General features: G+C 63.6%; 16 protein-coding genes. 7 read left to right on the top strand and 9 right to left on the bottom strand.

All coding sequences use genetic code 11. From position 1 onward, the window contains the following. Positions 1–105: 105 nt before the first annotated feature. The 7 genes from QWI18_RS14460 to cbiE all read right to left on the bottom strand — a co-directional run bounded on the left by QWI18_RS14460 (position 106) and on the right by cbiE (position 6,174). Positions 106–1,479 (bottom strand): PepSY domain-containing protein, encoded by a 1,374-nt coding sequence (locus QWI18_RS14460; protein ID WP_296312280.1) that lies wholly within the window; start codon positions 1,477–1,479, stop codon positions 106–108. Positions 1,480–1,564: 85 nt separating this feature from the next. After that, complete coding sequence (locus QWI18_RS14465; protein ID WP_369319119.1) at positions 1,565–2,047, bottom strand: DUF2946 domain-containing protein; 483 nt, start codon at positions 2,045–2,047, stop codon at positions 1,565–1,567. 25 nt (positions 2,048–2,072) lie between these two features. Then, entirely contained in the window at positions 2,073–2,549 is a 477-nt protein-coding gene (locus tag QWI18_RS14470) for a copper chaperone PCu(A)C (protein ID WP_369319135.1), read from the bottom strand. A gap of 49 nt (positions 2,550–2,598) precedes the next feature. Continuing rightward, entirely contained in the window at positions 2,599–3,015 is a 417-nt protein-coding gene (locus QWI18_RS14475; RefSeq protein WP_369319120.1) for a DUF2946 domain-containing protein, read from the bottom strand. Between the two features lie 116 nt (positions 3,016–3,131). Beyond that, positions 3,132–3,863: a cobalt-precorrin-6A reductase gene (locus QWI18_RS14480; RefSeq protein ID WP_369319136.1), complete on the bottom strand. Its 732-nt coding sequence runs from the start codon at positions 3,861–3,863 to the stop codon at positions 3,132–3,134. An 11-nt stretch (positions 3,864–3,874) separates the two neighbouring features. After that, positions 3,875–4,972, bottom strand: a complete 1,098-nt coding sequence (locus QWI18_RS14485) for a cobalt-precorrin-5B (C(1))-methyltransferase (protein ID WP_369319121.1) — start codon at positions 4,970–4,972, stop codon at positions 3,875–3,877. Next, positions 4,972–6,174: a precorrin-6y C5,15-methyltransferase (decarboxylating) subunit CbiE gene (gene cbiE / locus QWI18_RS14490; protein ID WP_369319122.1), complete on the bottom strand. Its 1,203-nt coding sequence runs from the start codon at positions 6,172–6,174 to the stop codon at positions 4,972–4,974. The genes QWI18_RS14485 and cbiE overlap by 1 nt, the downstream gene beginning before the upstream one ends. Before the next feature lie 208 nt (positions 6,175–6,382). Between cbiE and cobG the strand changes: the two genes are divergently transcribed. The 7 genes from cobG (at position 6,383) to QWI18_RS14525 (ending at position 13,321) form a co-directional block, all read left to right on the top strand. Further along, positions 6,383–7,735: a precorrin-3B synthase gene (gene cobG / locus QWI18_RS14495; RefSeq protein WP_369319123.1), complete on the top strand. Its 1,353-nt coding sequence runs from the start codon at positions 6,383–6,385 to the stop codon at positions 7,733–7,735. Next, complete coding sequence (locus QWI18_RS14500; RefSeq protein WP_065987740.1) at positions 7,728–8,354, top strand: precorrin-8X methylmutase; 627 nt, start codon at positions 7,728–7,730, stop codon at positions 8,352–8,354. The genes cobG and QWI18_RS14500 overlap by 8 nt, the downstream gene beginning before the upstream one ends. After that, the gene (locus QWI18_RS14505; RefSeq protein ID WP_296307670.1) at positions 8,354–9,085 is read left to right on the top strand and encodes a precorrin-2 C(20)-methyltransferase; all 732 of its coding nucleotides are present in this window, start codon (positions 8,354–8,356) and stop codon (positions 9,083–9,085) included. Before QWI18_RS14500 ends, QWI18_RS14505 begins: the two co-directional genes overlap by 1 nt. Continuing rightward, positions 9,085–10,794 (top strand): precorrin-3B C(17)-methyltransferase, encoded by a 1,710-nt coding sequence (gene cobJ / locus QWI18_RS14510; RefSeq protein ID WP_369319124.1) that lies wholly within the window; start codon positions 9,085–9,087, stop codon positions 10,792–10,794. The genes QWI18_RS14505 and cobJ overlap by 1 nt, the downstream gene beginning before the upstream one ends. 338 nt (positions 10,795–11,132) lie before the next feature. Next, positions 11,133–11,933 carry a hypothetical protein gene (locus tag QWI18_RS14515; RefSeq protein WP_065987738.1) on the top strand — a complete coding sequence of 267 codons (801 nt, stop codon included), beginning with the start codon at positions 11,133–11,135 and terminating at the stop codon, positions 11,931–11,933. A gap of 48 nt (positions 11,934–11,981) precedes the next feature. Next, positions 11,982–12,686 carry a hypothetical protein gene (locus QWI18_RS14520; protein ID WP_369319125.1) on the top strand — a complete coding sequence of 235 codons (705 nt, stop codon included), beginning with the start codon at positions 11,982–11,984 and terminating at the stop codon, positions 12,684–12,686. Next, positions 12,683–13,321 carry a hypothetical protein gene (locus QWI18_RS14525; RefSeq protein WP_369319126.1) on the top strand — a complete coding sequence of 213 codons (639 nt, stop codon included), beginning with the start codon at positions 12,683–12,685 and terminating at the stop codon, positions 13,319–13,321. The genes QWI18_RS14520 and QWI18_RS14525 overlap by 4 nt, the downstream gene beginning before the upstream one ends. A 7-nt stretch (positions 13,322–13,328) precedes the next feature. Here the strand turns inward: QWI18_RS14525 and QWI18_RS14530 are convergent, their stop codons facing one another. Both QWI18_RS14530 and QWI18_RS14535 read right to left on the bottom strand, forming a co-directional pair. After that, on the bottom strand, positions 13,329–13,925 hold the full coding sequence (locus QWI18_RS14530; protein ID WP_065987735.1) for a MarC family protein: 597 nt from the start codon (positions 13,923–13,925) through the stop codon (positions 13,329–13,331). Between the two features lie 67 nt (positions 13,926–13,992). Further along, positions 13,993–16,788 (bottom strand): hybrid sensor histidine kinase/response regulator, encoded by a 2,796-nt coding sequence (locus QWI18_RS14535; protein ID WP_296307661.1) that lies wholly within the window; start codon positions 16,786–16,788, stop codon positions 13,993–13,995. Positions 16,789–16,845 lie beyond the last annotated feature (57 nt).

Consider the following 16,845-nt stretch of genomic DNA (forward strand, 5'->3'; position numbering starts at 1 on the left):
GGCATTCGACGAGCAAAAAAACAGGTGCGAAGCCTGAAACCCGAAATGAGGAGGAATTCATCACTAAACCACCCAAAAGAGGTTCCAGGCTCCGCGAGACGCAATCTAAGCTGTTGTCGCCGTTTTGGCAAAGCGCGAACGCACTATTCGATCGAGCATCCATACCGCCATCATCGAAACCCCTACCAGCGGAAACGCCACGCCCAGCGCGACCATCACCACGGTCGCAGTTTTCCAGCGCGGCAGGTCATGACGCAACGGCGGAACGCCGAAACCGTTCTGCGGGCGACGCTTCCACCAGATCACGATTCCGCTCACCGAACTCAGCAGCACCATCAGGCAGATGAACAGAATCAGCAGCTGGTTTACCCAGCCGTACATCTTGCCTTCGTGCAGCATCACGCCCAGTTCAGTGGCCTTGGACACGGTGCTGTAATCGCTGTAACGCACGTCCGCCAGCACCTTGCCGCTGTACTGATCGACATGCAGCGTGGCGTCATTGCGCGGGTCGTCGGCGAACACGGAGACGGTGAACACGCCATCGGCGGTTTTCGGTTGGGTGATGCTGTAGCCCGGTTCGATAGTGCGCGCCTTGGCGATGTCCACTACCTGCTGCAGGGAGATGCCCGGCGCTGCGGGAGCGCTGGACATGTGCGCGTGATTCATGTGCTCGGCGTGATCCCCGGACGACGCCGGCATCGGCGTGTTTTCCATGGCCCACGGCACGGTCTGCACACTGGCGCTGTTCAAGGCGCCCGCCTGCTTGTCCGACTTGGGCACGTCATTCCACATCGCCGCCGGAAACGTGTTCCAGACATCGGCATACACCTTCCCCCACATGCCGGTCCAGGTCATGCCGCTCAGCAACATGAACAGCAGCGCCACCGACCCCCAGAATCCGGTCACCGCGTGCAGGTCGCGCCAGAGAATGCGGCCTCGGGCGGAGAGACGAGGCCAGAGCACGCCGGCGGGTGATCGACCGCGTGGCCACCACAGGTACACGCCCGAAACCACCAGCACGATGCCCCAGCCGGCGGCCAGTTCCACCAGCCGATCGCCGACGGTGCCGATCATCAGTTCGCCGTGCAGTTCGCGCGCGATGGCTTGCAGGTTTTGCTTTGCGTCCTGGGTGCCAAGCACCGTGCCGCTGTAGGGATCGATGAACACGTTCATGTCGCGGCCTGCGTTTTTGACCACGAACTGCGCGCTGCCCTCGGCATTCAGCGGCGGCAGGTATTTGCTCACCTGAGCCTGTGGAAAGGCCGTCAGCACACGCTTTTGCAGGTCATCGGCACTGAGTGAGTGGTGCGCGGGTTTAACCGTCAGCAGGTCGCTGTACATCAGCGCGTCGAGCTGAGGTTTGAACAGGTAAATGATCCCGGTGACCGCCAGCAGAATCATGAACGGCGCGACGAACAGGCCGGCATAGAAATGCCATCGCCACGCCAGGTTGTAGAAAGACACATTAGGTTTGGACATGGTGCAACGCTCCCGTCAGGGAAAACACGGCGCAACCCGCTGGCAGCAGAGAAGCCGTCAGCGGGTGCGAGTCAATTTGTGGCGTTCAAACGACTGACGAGAGGGGCGGCGCGCGACTGCGGGCGTTGGGGAAGACGTTGCGTTGAGCGTGGCCGAGTTGCGTGGCTTCGTTGTAGAAGTCGGCGGGTCTGGGCGGGACAGGGGCCAGGACGGCGACGGTTTTGGTGAGCGCCGGGCAACTGAACAGCAGTGTGCAATAGCCGCATTTGGCCCAGATGACGTGATCGACGCCGGCGTCCAGTTCGGCCTTGGCGTGGCCGCTGTGTTCGCCCGCGCCCATCTCCATGGCCATGTCCATCGAGGCCGACATGTCCATTTCGCCCTGCATCGACATCGACATCGAAGTCGGCGCGGGCATTGCCATACCGCTGTGATGCTCCATGGGGATCGACTGGGAGATCAGCGGGCCGATGAAGATCATCAGCATGGCGAACAGGCTCAGCCACGCACCCTGCGAGTGACGAGGGGCGTGGGCTGATCGGGCGCGGTTCGCGGGCGGACGGTTCAAGGGGGCAGCGTCGGGATTCGGCGGGTCAGTGGGCGTGGGCCGGGGCAGCAGCATCGGGTGGCTGTTTCAATACCATCACCTCAACGGTCAAGTCGCCCGCTTTCTCAAAGTGCAGTGTGAGGGGGAAGCTCTGCCCGTCGATCAGTCGGGCGCGGTCTTTCAGATCCAGCAGCATGACGTGATAGGCCATGGGGGCGAATGTCGCGGTGCCGCCGCCGGGGATATCCACCGTCTCGACGTGCTGCATTTTCATCAGGCCGTCCTGGCTGACGTGCTCATGCAGCTGAGCGGCACCGGCGATGGGGCTGTCGACCGCTTTCAGCTTATCGTTCTCCGCGCCTCCATTGGTGATCACAAAATAGGCAGCAACGGTGGGCGCGTTGGGCGGCAACGCCATGGACCATGGCTGCGCAACGACGAGTTGGCCCTTGGTGTAATCCTGGGCTTCAACGAAAGCCGCTGGCAGCGCAAGGGCGATCAGCAGGAGGATTTTGTTCAGCATCAACGCAGGTCTCCGGTTCATTCAGGTGCGCCAGGGCAAGGTCGACTCATCAGACCCGGGGCGATGCGTGCGGATTGCGTTCAGGCCAGTGCTGACGGGGCGGCGCACGCAGCACCAATACCGCAACAGGGAAACGCACCGGTTCGACCAGGGCGAACAATCCAAAACCCATGAGGGTCGGCACTGCAACCAGTGGCGTGGCGTTTGGGCAGCAGGCGCAGTGCTGCACGAACGCGATGTCGGGGTGATAGGACGATTGTTTATCGATGACTTCAACGGGCGTCATGGCCAGGCGTGATGCGGCGTCTGTGCAGCCGCTTCCCCAGACCAGCCGCTCACCCTCGGGGCGCGGCATGGTCGGCGTCATCGGCATCGCCAGCACGCCGAACAACAGTGCGAAACAGGCCACCCAGGCGAACGCCCGGCGCCGCTTCTGCGTGATGATTTGATCTTGTTGTTTTCTCATGCCGGCCATTTAGCCTGATCGGCCGCCAGATGTAAAAAGCCCGCCCGCGACGTTATGTCGCGGGGCGGGTTTGGTTCAGGAAGGGTTCAGCAGGGGGCCAGGCGGATGCCACACAGCTAGCTGGCATCTGCAGCATTCTGCAACGCAGCCAACACCTCGCCCACACTCCACAACGCCCGATCCACCTCCGGCAGCACCGGCCGTTGCAACACCAGCACCGGCACCCCGCGCTGCCGTGCCACTTCCAGCTTCGGCTCGGTCGCGGTGCTGCCGCTGTTCTTGCTGATGAGGACATCGATATTGCGAGTCTCGAACAGCTCGCGCTCTTCTTCGAGAAGGAAAGGCCCACGCGCGCCGATCACTTCACAGCGTTCGTTGCCGGGGTAGATGTCCAGGGCCCGCAGCGTCCAGAACTGATGGGCGGGAATCTCGTGCAGGTGCTGCAAAGGTTCGCGGCCCAAGGTGAACAGGGGGCGTTGAAAGGGGGTGAGGGCGGCGATCAATTCTGCCCAGTCCGCAACTTCGCGCCAGTCATCGTCCGGCCCCGCCTGCCACGCGGGTCGACGCAATGCCCAGCAGGGAACACCGGTCAGCCTTGCCGCCGTGACAGCGTTCTGGCTCATCTGCGCAGCGTAAGGGTGCGTCGCGTCCAGGATCAGATCGATGCCTGTTTGCTGTACGAAGTTTGCCAGCCCTTCAGCGCCGCCGAACCCGCCCACACGGACTTCGCAGCGCAGGTCGGTGGGCACGCGACCCACGCCCGCCAGGCTGTAAACGTGCTGAGGCCCCAGCGTACGGGCGATCGCCAGTGCGTCGGTGACGCCGCCGAGCAATAGTACGCGTTTCAGGGTGTGTGAGTTCAATCAAAACCTCCCGCGTGGCCGACGATCCCGCCCTGCCGGTCGATGGCGAAGACCTCGACCTCAACCTGCGCCGGCACCACGCTGCGGGCGAAATTCAGCGCGTGCTGACAGACCGCATCACCCAGCGCGATGCCGACGGCGGAGGCCATGGCCAGCGCTTGCTGACTGGTGTTGGCCTGGCGAATGTTCTGTTGCAGCTCGGCGTCCGCGCCCACATCGGCAGCCCAGCGCGCGAGCTGAACCAGATCGATACTGGAGTGGCGACTGTGCAGGTCCATATGGCCCGCCGCCAGCTTGCTGATCTTGCCGAAACCGCCGCAGACACTGAGCCGCTCTACCGGGGTTTTGCGCAGGTGCTTGAGCACAGCGCCGACAAAATCCCCCATCTCGATCAGTGCGATGTCCGGGATCTGATACACGCGACGCATCGTGTCTTCGCTGGCGTTGCCGGTGCAGGCAGCGATGTGCTGGTAACCGTTGGTGCGCGCGACGTCGATGCCCTGGTGGATCGACGCGATGTACGCCGCGCAGGAGAAGGGACGGACGATCCCGCTGGTGCCCAGAATCGACAGGCCGCCGAGAATCCCCAACCGCGGGTTCATGGTTTTCAAAGCCAGCGTGCTGCCGTTTTCGACGCAGACCGTCACTTCAAACCCGCCGCCATAGCTCACCTCTTGGGCCAGATGCGTCAGGTGTTCGGCCATCATCCTGCGCGGCACCGGATTGATCGCCGGCTCGCCGACACCCAGCACCAGACCCGGGCGGGTGACGGTGCCCACGCCTTCGCCCGCGACAAATCGCACGCCGGGCTCAGGGACCAGCCTGACTTGGGCAGACACCAGCGCGCCGTGGGTAACGTCCGGATCGTCACCGGCATCCTTGAGCGTGCCGGCCTCGGCGCCGCCCGCAATCAGACGGCAGAATTCCAGGCGCATCTGCACGCACTTGCCTTTGGGCAGCGTGATTTCGATGGCATCGTTGGTCTCGCCGGCCAGCAACAGGCGCGCGGCGGCGAGGGACGTCGCCGTGGCGCAGCTGCCAGTGGTCAAGCCGCTGCGTAACGGCGCAGGCTGTTCGGCGGTTTCGTCGCGCATCAGGGTTTGATCGCTTCGAGCAAGGTGATCGGCAGCGCCTGACGCCAAGTGTCGAACTCGCCCAGTGGTTTGGCGTGGGCCAGGTGAATGCGGGTCAGTTCGCCGCCGTATTGCTCGCGCCAGTTAACCAGCATCGCTTCGCTTTGCAGCGTGACGGCATTGGCCACTAAACGGCCGCCGGAGCGCAGGTTTTCCCAGCACGCGTGCAGCACACCCTCGCGCGTTACGCCGCCGCCGATGAAGATCGCGTCCGGTTGTTCAAGGCCTTCCAGCGCATCGGGCGCACGTCCGCGAATCAGTTGCAGGCCTGGCACACCCAGCGCATCGCGGTTGAGTTCGATCAGTTGTTGCCGTCCCTCATCCGCCTCGACGGCGATGGCGCGGCAGGTCGGGTGCGCGCGCATCCACTCGATGCCGATGGAGCCGCAGCCTGCGCCCACGTCCCACAGCAGTTCACCGGGAACGGGGGCGAGCCTTGCCAGGGTGATGGCCCGCACGTCGCGCTTGGTGAGCTGACCGTCATGCCGAAATGCCTCGTCCGGCAGACCGCCCAGCGGCGAAAGACGCAATGCATCAGGCTGGGCGCGGCATTCGATGGCGACCAGGTTCAGCGCCGCGATGTCCGTGGCGTTCCACTCACCGGCGGTGCCTTCGATCTGTCGCTCGGCGCTGCCGCCCAAGTGTTCGAGCACCATCATGCGGCTCGGGCCAAACCCGCGTTCGCGGAGCTGCGCCGCGATGGCCGCCGGGCTGGAGCCGTCGTTGCTCAGCACCAGCAGCCGCAGGCCGTGTTGCAGGTGAGCATTCAAGGCCGCGGCCGGGCGGGCGACGACTGACAGCGTCACCACGTCCTGCAACGCCCAACCCAGACGGGCCGCCGCCAGCGAATAAGAAGACGGCGCTGGAATCACCCGCATCTCAGCGAAGGGGACGTGTTTCGACAGGCTCGCGCCGACGCCGAACAGCATGGGGTCGCCGCTGGCCAGCACGCAGATCGGGTCGCCACGCTGCTCCAGCACCGGGCTCAGGGAAAACGGGCTGGGCCACTGGCGCTGCTCGGCCTGAATGCACGGCGGCAGCAAGGCCAGCTGCCGCGGGCCGCCGAACACCTGCCGCGCCTGCAGCAGCGCGTGCCGAGCGTTTCGGCCCAGACCTTTATAGCCGTCCTCACCGATTCCCACGACTGTCAGCCACGGTGACATGAATTGCCCTCAACCCGATTGCGTGCAACAGGCCCGCCTGCTCGGCCTGTGAAAGTGGCCGGCATGATACCGCGCCGACGGGGCCGGTTCGTATGGCTTTGTGAATCCGACAGAGCGTCTTTTCATGGCAGCGGCCAAAGCAGGCATAATACGGCCCCTGTAACTTTTCGTTTCTCTTTGCGTCCGCCCATTCGCACCAGGTGATCCATTGACCGAGCCGTTGTCCGCTCGCCCCTCCGCTACGCCCATTCGCCCCTCGGCTTGCCCGGGGTTGCTGCGTATCGTCCCGGCGCTGGATGGCGGTATCTGCCGGATCAAGCTGCCGGGCGGGGTGCTTTCAGCGGATCAGGCGCTGGCCGTGGCGGATGCTGCCGAGGGGTTCGCCGGCGGTGTGATCGAGGCGACCAATCGCGGCAATCTGCAGATTCGCGGTATAGGCGCCAACCATGACGGGCTGATCGCCTGCCTGCTCGATGCCGGTCTGGGGCCAAGCAATCCGGCCAGTGACGACGTACGCAACCTGATGCTCAGCCCGACCGCAGGCATCGATCCGCAGCAACTGCTGGACGTGCGTCCGCTGGCCGGGCAGATCCTGCATACCCTTGAGCACCACCCGCGTTTCCATGAGCTGTCGCCCAAATTTGCCTTGTCGCTGGACGGCGGCGAGGGGTTGGCGATGCTCGAGCATCCCCATGACGTCTGGCTGTCAGCGTTGCAGGTCGATGGCCGGACGCTGCTGGGTTTCGGGCTGGCGGGCTGTCCCGCGACCGACTCACCGGTGGCTGCAGTGGCGCCGGAAGCAGCGCACGCATGGGTGGTCGCGGTGCTGGAAACCTTTCTGGATCTCGCTCGGCCCGATCAGGCGCGCATGCGCGATCTGCTGAAAGAAACGCCCGTGCACCGATTCCTCGAACACGTCGCCGCGCGTTTGCCGCAGCCATTCGTAGTTGATCAAAAAGTAACCAGCTGGCGGCGCGAACCGATCCGCTCTTTTGCGCACATCGGCACGTACGCCCAGGCAACAGCCGGCGTGGTGGCCGTGGGCGCAGGCGTGCCGTTGGGGCGGTTGCGGCCGTCCATGTTGCGTGAAGCCGCGCGATTGGCGATTGCGTGTGGCGACGGCCAGCTGTGCATGACACCGTGGCAAAGCCTGACGCTGCGCAATGTCCCGGCGGAAAAGTCAGCGCTCGCAGTGGATGGCTTGGGTCGGGCGGGCCTGCTCGTCGATGCCGCTCAAGCACTGTCGAAAATCGTCGCCTGCACCGGCTCCGCTGCCTGCGCTAAAGGGCTGGCTGACACCAAGGCCGACGGGCTGCGTCTGGCCGCATTGCTGCAAGAAAACGCCATCAGCCGCGCGGTGCACCTGTCCGGCTGCGCGCGCTCGTGCGCTGCTGCCCATGTGGCACCGGTGACCCTGCTGGCAGCGTCGCCCGGTCGTTACGACCTTTATTTTCGTCATGCAGAAAAGGCCGGGTTCGGCGATCTGCATGCACGTGACCTCACTATTGAAGCAGTCGGCGCGTTGTTGAGCGCCGACTCACGGAGCAACACCAATGATTGATTACATCCGCGACGGCCAGGAGATCTACCGCAACTCCTTCGCGATCATTCGTGCCGAAGCCCGGCTCGATTCCATCCCGGCCGACCTGGAAAAACTCGCCGTACGGGTGATTCATGCCTGCGGCATGGTCGATGCGGTCGAAGGGCTGCGTTTTTCGCCCGGCGCGGGCACGGCAGGTCGCCGCGCGCTGGCCGCCGGTGCGCCGATTCTGTGTGACGCACACATGGTCGCCGAAGGCGTCACGCGCACTCGCCTGCCCGCCAACAACCCAGTGATCTGCACCCTGAAGAACGAACGCGTGCCCGAGATGGCGCGGGAGCTGGGCAACACTCGCTCGGCCGCTGCGCTGGAGCTGTGGCGCCCGCATCTGGAAGGCGCGGTTGTGGTGATCGGCAACGCGCCGACCGCGCTGTTCTATCTGCTGGAAATGCTCGACGCCGGCGCTCCGAAACCCGCGTTGATCCTGGGTTTCCCGGTGGGCTTCGTCGGCGCCGCTGAATCCAAGGACATGCTGGCTGCCGACAGTCGCGGCGTGCCTTACGTGATCATGCAGGGCCGTCGCGGCGGCAGTGCCATGGCGGCGGCGGCGGTCAACTCACTCGCCACGGAGATCGAATGATGGCACCCCGCGGTCGTCTGATTGGCCTGGGCGTGGGGCCGGGTGATCCGGAACTCATTACCGTCAAGGCGCTGCGCCTGCTGCGCGAGTCGCCGGTGGTCGCGTACTTCGTCGCCAAGGGCAAGAAGGGCAACGCGTTCGGCATCATCGAAGGCCATCTGCAGCAGGCTCAGACGCTGATGCCGCTGGTGTACCCGGTGACCACCGAGGCTTTGCCCGTTCACCTGTCTTACGAGCAAGTGATCAGCGATTTCTACGACCGCAGCAGCGCCGATGTGGCGGCGCATCTGGACGCCGGACGCGACGTGGCGGTGATCTGCGAAGGCGACCCGATGTTCTACGGGTCTTACATGTACCTCCACGATCGTCTGTCCGATCGCTACGAAGCCGAAGTGATTCCCGGTGTCTGCTCGATGCTCGGCGGCGCGTCGGTGCTGGGTGCGCCGCTGGTGTACCGCAATCAGAGCCTGTCGGTGCTGTCTGGCGTGTTGTCCGCCGAGGAACTCAAACGCAAGCTTCAGGATGCCGACGCTGCGGTGATCATGAAGCTGGGGCGCAACCTGCCGAAAGTGCGCCAGGTGCTGATGGAAACCGGCTTGGCGGAGCGCGCGCTGTACGTTGAGCGCGCGACCATGGCCAATCAGAAGATCGTGCCGCTGGCCGAGGTTGACCCAATGTCGTCGCCGTATTTCTCGCTGATCATTGTCCCCGGCGAACGGTGGCAAGGCTGATGGTCACGACCAGCATCAAGGCTCCGGCGATTGTCATCCTGGGCAAAGGCGCGCTGGCGACGGCGCGACGTATCCAGCAGCTGTACCCCCAATCGCTGATTTACGGGCTGGCCGGGCGCGTCGAAGAGGCCGACCGCAGCTACTCGGAGTTTGGCGCGACACTGCGTCAGCTGTATCAGCAAGACACGCCGATCATCGCGCTGTGCGCAGCGGGCATCGTCATTCGCACGTTGGCGCCGGTGTTGCTGGAGAAGGGCGTCGAGCCGCCGGTGCTCGCCGTTGCCGAGGATGGCAGCGCAGTAGTGCCGCTGCTGGGCGGACTGGGTGGCGTCAACGTCATGGCCCGGGAAGTGGCCGCCGCGCTGAACACCGCAGCAGCTATCACCACCAGTGGCGAGTTGCGCTTCGGCACCTGCCTGCTTAACCCTCCAGCCGGTTACGCGCTCGGCGACCTGGAGCTGGGCAAGCGCTTCGTCAGCGACTTGCTGTCGGGCGAAAGCGTGCGTGTCGAGGGCGCGGCGCCCTGGTTGGCCCAGGCCCAGTTGCCTGAGGATGATCAGGCGCAGCTGGCGATCCACGTGGGTTACGCCGAGCGCGAGCCCAGCGATCACGAGCTGCTGATCTACCCGCGCAATGTGCTGGTGGCGCTGAGCGGTGATCTGGCCGATCCCGCCGAGGCGGTAAAAAGCGCGCTCCACGATTCGCGCATTGCCGTGCAGGCGCTGGGTTGTTTACTGGCCAGCAAGGCCGAGATGGCCAGTCCGGCGCTGCACGCGGCTGCCGAATCACTGGGCGTACCGTTGCGTTTCACCGCCGCCGGTACCCCTGCGGAAATGACCCAGCAGGTGTTGCCACAACTGTTGCCACCGCTCACCCCGGCGGCGGGCATCGCCATTGCTGTCGCGCCGCAGCCGCTGGAGGTGCAGGAGATTGGCTGTGCACGGGGGCGGCTGGCGGTGATCGGCCTCGGCCCGGGCGCTACCGACTTCATGATTCCCGCCGTTAAAGCCGAGCTGGCGCGCGCCAACGATGTGCTGGGCTACGAGACTTACGTGCGCATGGCCGGGCCGTTCCGCGCCGACCAAGTGCTGCACTGCACCGACAACCGCGAAGAAATGCTGCGCGCCCGGCACGCATTCGAGCTGGCCGCTGAAGGGCGCTCGGTGGTAGTGGTTTCTTCGGGTGATCCCGGCGTCTTCGCCATGGCGGCGGCGGTGCTGGAAGCGCTGCATGAGTCGGACAATCCCGACTGGCACCGGGTGGATCTGCACATCCTGCCGGGCGTGTCGGCTTCGCTGGCAACCGCCGCGCTGGCGGGTGCCCCGTTGGGCCACGACTTCTGCGTCATGTCCCTGTCGGACAACCTCAAGCCGTGGGAGATCATCGAGAAGCGGCTGGACCTTGCCTGCCAGGCCGATCTGGCGCTGGCGTTCTACAACCCGATTTCGCGCTCCCGGCCCTGGCAGTTAGGGCGCGCCCTGGAAATCGTCCGCCAGCATCGAGGCCCTGACACCCCGGTGACCCTGGGACGCGACATCGGCCGGCCCGCCCAGACGTTACGGGTCATCACCCTCGGCGAGCTGACGCCGGAGCAAGTCGACATGCGCACAATGGTGCTGGTGGGGTCGTCGCTGACCTGCGTATTCCCTCGCGCCAATGGCCAGCCGTGGGTCTACACGCCGCGTTGGTATGGTGCCAAGCCGGCGTGACTGACTGTTCGGTTTGCGCTGTGGGATTTGTCTCATAGCTGACGCAGGCCTATCAGCCGGTCGATGGCGAAACCTATCCAGCCGCCTGTAGAAACGCCAGCCGGTGGACGACTGGGCGCGTCGTCCACTGCCGTTGCCTTGCGCGAAGCTGCTGCCAACCGCTTGCTTTGCTTGATGTTTAGCTCTCCCCATGGCCAGTAGCGGTGCCGTCGCTTTGTAGGAATAGTTGCCTGAATGTGCCGAACCCGGCTACCAACCCTTGGGTGGCGCGGCGGGCAATGTTCGTTAATCTCGGAGGTGTCCACGACGGACTTACCTGCCAGTTAAAGGATTAACGAATGAAACATGAAACAAGCATGACCGACGCCGAACGCAGTGCTTTCATCGACCAGTGCCAGATGGCCAACTGCACCCACTCGTTGATCGAGCACTTCTCCGCAATGGATAACGCTGTTCCGGATCTCCCGGACGACCCAAGCCAAGGGGCCGTTGCGGCGGGCAACCTACTGGCCTTCGCCGAAGGCGTTTCGCGGCAGAACAAAGACGACGTCATTGACTCCCTTCTGTTCGCCACGCTCGTCGCCAACAAAGCGTTCAACCCGGAGAAGCAGAGCGAGCAGTGGTACCAGCAATACAACAAGGTGTTGACGACGCTGGGCTGGTTTTCCACCAATTGGAGGTACAGCCGCTATTACTCGACGCACCGTCGATTCAGCATGGAGCAAGCAGGGCTGGAGATCATCTCTTCCGCTATCGCCGCCGCCGCACTGCCCGGGCCTGCGTCCGTCGCCATGCTGAAGGTCGCCGGTGATGCCGTCGCCGCGCTGAAAGCCCAGGAAAAACCGCTGCGAATTTTCGAGCGTCAGACCAAGACCCACCGTGGCGCGAATTTCCGCATCGGCGCTTGTACTGAATCCAGCGACGGCACTGTCAACCTGGCGATGGGTGCGGTGAATTTCTCCACCGATTCGGCTGTCACCAACGTCCTCTTTTGGGAATGGAACAGTGCTGAAGTGCAAGCTTTCCGGGGTGAGAACCATCTGGTGTTGAACACACGCGTCTATGCGGCACTGCGTACACAGATCCAGCAGCGTTTGAACAAGAGCGCCTCAGCCGCCATCGAGGAATTCCAGATCTAATCAGATAGGGGGAGGCGCCCGTCGCCTCCTTCTCAAGGAGATGTGCCCATGCATCAGGGAATGATCGAAACGCAGGTCAGCGCAGGGTGCCTGCTGTTCACGCACAGTGCCTGTACTGACTTAGAGAAAAGTGACGCCGCCGATTGCGTGCTGTACACGCAGCTTGCGGCGACCAAGAAACACGCTCGCTTTACCTCCACCTCTGCCTGGAACGACACATGGCTCGCTGCTTTCATCCGTTTCGGCTGGGCGCTGAACACCCATGAGACGTTGAGTTGCCCGGCGCTGGAACTCGGGCCCGGCTCGGTGTGGGGATGGTTGAAGAGCAAGTGGCCGATTTTCATGCCCAACGACATGCTGTCTGACAGTGAGTCGGCCCTCTGGCGTTCTGTTTCCAGCCGACCCAATCAGCCAGCAGTCGACCTGTTGGCCCGCCAGGCGCTCGGGCCCTTAGTGCCGAGGGATACAAGCGACGTGCAAAAAGGCCAGAAGGTGGTGCTGCAGTTCGGCTTTCTGAACCTGAACGCAGGGCTGTCCGTTGCGCTCGTGAGCTTCACGCACCGAACTGCGCTGAAAGACGACTTTGTGTTCGAGACGCTGCAGCCCCACGATATCGTCGGCAATATCGATCTGCGCTTCTATTCCCTGCGACTCATGGACCTGGTCTACACGCCCCTGCGCAAAAACGTCAGCCAGGCGCTGGAGGGTCGTCGCCCCAGCCTGGTGTGCGCGTTGGCGGGAGCTGACGCATGAGCGCGACAGGCGCGGTAGTCGGCAATGGTCTGGTCTCACTGTCCGCCGGCATCAAGAGGCAGGATCGCGAGGACTTGTTCGACTGCCTGCTGCGAGCCGAGCGAGTGGCGGGTAAGGTCAGTCGGGATGAACATTTCACCTACTGGGCATACCGGTATGGCACGGCACTGGAGCAACGAAGTTTCAGGAAACTGAGCCCGATCATTCATGAACCAATGGTGATCGGGAGCGCGTCGGAACTGGAGGAAATCAGCTTCAGTGTTATCGAATCACGCGGCTCCGCTCGGTTGGCGCGACAGGCGAAGGCGTCGCTTCAGTCCATGCGCATCCATCGTTATGCGACGCATTTTTTTGAGAGCATCAACGCCAGCAGCGTCATCGCCGGCTTTCAGGTCATTCCGTGCGTGGCGGACCCTTCGGGGAATGTGATGGTGCTGCTGTGCGGCATCCAGATGACCGGCAACGTCGAGACGAGGGATTTCGACTTCTGGTCTGAATCACGCAGTGAGCTGACATTGCGCATCACCGGAGGGGTCTACCGTTTTGACCGCACCGACTACGCCAGACACCGAGATGCCGTTGCCAGGGAGCTGGACGGCCATGGCGCACGGGCGATTCAGACCTTTGCGATCTGAGCGCCCATCAGGTCAGCAGGTAGCCCTTGATGCCCGTGAAAATGATCTGGGCGGCGAGCGCGCACACAAACAACCCCATCAGGCGGCTGACAATCTGCAGGCCTTGATCGCCGAGAATCCGCTCGATGCTGTTGGACAGATAAAGGATGACGCCGACGGTCAGGCTGGCCAGCGCGATGCTGACGATGGCCGTGAGTTTGTCATCCCAGTGCGGCTGGCTGATGCCCATTACAAGCAGTGCGCCGATGGTGCCGGGGCCGACGGTGATGGGGATGGTCAGCGGCACAATCGCAACGTCCTGCTGGACGTTGTCGGTCTGCACGCCGGATTTGCCCTGCGCCATGGCCAGCGCGGAGATGAACAGCACGCTGCCGGCACCGATACGGAAAGCGTCAGCGGTAATGCCGAACACCCCGAAAATCACCCGCCCGAACAAGTACAGCAAGACGCTGGACACCAGCGTCGCGAAGGCGATCTTCCACGCCAGGCGTCGGCGTTCCTTGCGCGAATAACCGCGGCTCAGGGAAATGAAACAGGACAGGACGAAGAACGGGCTATAGAGCACCAGCATCTTCAGGTAAACGCTGAACAGCACGTGAAGCATGGTTTGAGCTCATGGCGGCAGACTGGGACGGCGCCAAGTCTATCAGCCCGTAACGGCCACCTGGCGGTCAGTTTTGCTCGTAACGGTCTTCGCCGCGGGTGGCGCGGGTCGCGTCATCCCGGGCACGTTGCTCCACCCAGTATTCGACCAGATCGCGTAACTGCGACATCTCTACCGGCTTGGACATGTGCCCGTCCATGCCGGACTGCCGCGCGCGATCCTTGTGCTCCGCCAGAATGTGCGCGGTCAATGCCACCACAGGGGTGCGAATGCGCTGGTTTCCGGTTTCCCAGGCGCGGAACTGCTGCGTCGCCGAGAACCCGTCGAGGATCGGCATTTCGCAGTCCATCAGCACCAGGTCATAGCGCCGGGTCTTCATCGCCAGCAGCGCCTCTTCGCCATTGCTGGCAGTGTCCGGCTGCAGGTTGAGCTTGCCGAGCATGCCACGAATGACCTTGGTGGAAATGCTGTTGTCTTCGGCAACCAGAATGCGGAAGTCGCTGGGCACGTCGATGTCGCCGATCGCCCCGGGGACTGCAGAAAAGGGCGCATTGCCTATGTTGCGCTGATTGAGCTCGTCCGCCAGCGTGGTCTTCAGCGTGTACCCGGCGACCGGTTTGGCGAGGATGCGTTTAACCCCGGCATTGCGCGCGATGATCTTGCTCGGCGCGTTGCTGATGCCGGTGAGCATGATCAACAGAATGTCGTGGTTCAGGCTCGGGTCTTCCTTGATCTTGGCGGCCAGTTGCATGCCGGTCATGCCGGGCATGTTCTGGTCGAGCAGGACGATATCGAAATAGTCGCGCAGGTGAGCCTTGGTGCGCAGCAGCGCCAGCGCCTCTTTGCCCGATGGCACGGCGCTGACGTTGAGCCCCCACGCGCTGCACTGCTGGACCAGCACCTTGCGGCAGGTATCGTTGTCGTCGACCACCAGAACCCGCGCGCCTTTGAGCGGGCTGTCCAGATCGGCGGGGGGCTGCTCCAGTCGTTGTGCATCAAGGGGCAGACTCAGCCACAGCGTGCTGCCCTGATTGGTGCCGCTCTGAATGCCGAACTCGCCGCTCATCAACAGAATGAGCTGCCGGGCGATGACCAGCCCCAGGTGACCGCCCACCTTGCTGGCCGCCAGGAAATTCTTGCTATGCAGTTCAGCGTGCAGCAGCGCGTCGCGCTCGTTGGGCGTCAGCGGCGTGCCGCTGTCCTGAACGGCGATGCGCAGTCGTGGCTTGCCGCCGCGGGAGTCGAGGGCGACGACCAACAGGATCTCGCCCTCGTCGGTCTTCTTTAAGGCGTTCTCCAGCAAGCTGAGCAGCGTCTGTCGCAGGCGTGTCGGGTCACCGCTGATGACGCGCGGCACCTGGGGCTGAATGAAGCTGATCAGCTCGACACTTTGCTGTTCGGCCTTGGCGCGGAAGATGCTCAGGCAGTCCTCGATCATCGCATTGAGATCGAACTGCACGTCGTCCAGCTCGATCTGACCGGACTCCAGCTTGGTGATGTCGAGGATCTCGTTGATCAGGGTCAGCAGTTCGTTGCCGGCACTGTGGATGGTCTGCACGTAATCGCGCTGCTTGACCGACAGCGGCGTGCCCAGCAGCAGCTCGGTCATCCCCAGAACGCCGTTCATGGGGGTGCGGATCTCGTGGCTGATCTTCGCCAGAAACTCGGCCTTGGCGTTGATCTCCGCTGTGCTGGCGGCGAGTTCGCGGCTGATGCTGAAGTTGTCTTCAGTGATGCTGCGATGACGCTCGCTCAGGGCGATGCTCATCAGCAGGCCGCACAGGCAAAACACCGCCAGCACCCCGATGATCAGCGTCTGCGCGGGAATACTCGTCAGCCAGAGCATGGCCGGCAGTACCACGAGGTTGCCGAGATTGAACGCGATCATGGCGATCACGAACGGCCGGGCAGGGGAGTAGCCCTTCTGCAGGTGGTAGATCGACACGAGGGTGATGCTGACCGTGGTCAATGCCACCAGCAGGAACGTCATGATGTTCAGCGGCAGGGTGTCAACGAACAGCACCAGGAGCGCACCAAAGCCCACCACCAGCAGCACGCCCATCAGCAGCCGATTGAGCATCTCGACGCCGCGCTGAACGAAGAAACAGTAGGTGTACATCAGCCCGGTCGCGGCGGCGAGGAGCAGGGCGAGGTGAGCGCTCGGCGTCTGCGCCAGATGCCAGCGCGGCAGCCACGGCGCCTGAAGGTTGAGCAGCAACAGCGCACTCAGCCCCAGAAACGCCTCGCACGCTGCCAGCCACAAGCTGCTGATCGAGCGAGACTGGGCGAAGCGCGTGAGGTTCTGCACGATCAGCATGGCCAGCGAGCCGAAGAACAGGCCGAGCAGCAGGGGGCGGCGCTCGTCGGCGGCGCTGGTGACGGCGGACTGCAGCGTGATGTTAGGGCGCAGCTCCTGCTCGGACTTGAGGCGCAAATACAGGTCGAGCGGCTTGTCGCTGTGGGGCACCGGCAGCAGGAAATCCAGTGACGGCAGGGGTTGGGCTTCGCGCGGCACCCGGTTACCGGAGCGCGAATGATCGATCAGGCTGTCGCCGTCGAGCACGTACATGTCGACCGTCGCCAGGTCAGGCGCGAAGATCCGCACCAGTTGTTCATGGGTGGCCGGGGGCAGGCGGTAGTGCAGCCACAGCGCGGCGTCGCGATTGGTCGCGCGCACCTTGTCGAGTTCGACCGGGCTGAATTGGGATTCGTAATGGGGGGAGCGAATGTCGCTGAGGTTCAGGTTTGCCTGATCGTCGACAAGGGTTGACCAGCCTGCACCGACCTCGGCGGCCGCCGAAGTTATACAGAGCAGGGTCAGCAATGTGACGGTCAAACGAGTGGCAATCCTGAGCCAGCGCACGGCGAAATCCCTTCGTGAATGAAGCCTGTTTAACTCTGGGGCACCGGATGCCCGATC

The sequence above is a fragment of the Pseudomonas sp. W2Oct36 genome, from assembly GCF_041060465.1.
Classification (GTDB): Bacteria; Pseudomonadota; Gammaproteobacteria; order Pseudomonadales; family Pseudomonadaceae; genus Aquipseudomonas; species Aquipseudomonas graminis_B.

Bases quoted from the DNA above. Each gene is read 5' to 3' on its own strand.
- QWI18_RS14525 (WP_369319126.1), top strand. From the start codon at position 12,683: ATGAGCGCGACAGGCGCGGTAGTCGGCAATGGTCTGGTCTCACTGTCC.
- QWI18_RS14475 (WP_369319120.1), bottom strand. From the start codon at position 3,015: ATGAGAAAACAACAAGATCAAATCATCACGCAGAAGCGGCGCCGGGCG.
- cobJ (WP_369319124.1), top strand. From the start codon at position 9,085: ATGGTCACGACCAGCATCAAGGCTCCGGCGATTGTCATCCTGGGCAAA.
- QWI18_RS14520 (WP_369319125.1), top strand. From the start codon at position 11,982: ATGCATCAGGGAATGATCGAAACGCAGGTCAGCGCAGGGTGCCTGCTG.
- QWI18_RS14460 (WP_296312280.1), bottom strand. From the start codon at position 1,479: ATGTCCAAACCTAATGTGTCTTTCTACAACCTGGCGTGGCGATGGCAT.
- QWI18_RS14505 (WP_296307670.1), top strand. From the start codon at position 8,354: ATGGCACCCCGCGGTCGTCTGATTGGCCTGGGCGTGGGGCCGGGTGAT.
- QWI18_RS14500 (WP_065987740.1), top strand. From the start codon at position 7,728: ATGATTGATTACATCCGCGACGGCCAGGAGATCTACCGCAACTCCTTC.
- QWI18_RS14515 (WP_065987738.1), top strand. From the start codon at position 11,133: ATGAAACATGAAACAAGCATGACCGACGCCGAACGCAGTGCTTTCATC.
- QWI18_RS14470 (WP_369319135.1), bottom strand. From the start codon at position 2,549: ATGCTGAACAAAATCCTCCTGCTGATCGCCCTTGCGCTGCCAGCGGCT.
- cbiE (WP_369319122.1), bottom strand. From the start codon at position 6,174: ATGTCACCGTGGCTGACAGTCGTGGGAATCGGTGAGGACGGCTATAAA.
- QWI18_RS14485 (WP_369319121.1), bottom strand. From the start codon at position 4,972: ATGCGCGACGAAACCGCCGAACAGCCTGCGCCGTTACGCAGCGGCTTG.
- QWI18_RS14530 (WP_065987735.1), bottom strand. From the start codon at position 13,925: ATGCTTCACGTGCTGTTCAGCGTTTACCTGAAGATGCTGGTGCTCTAT.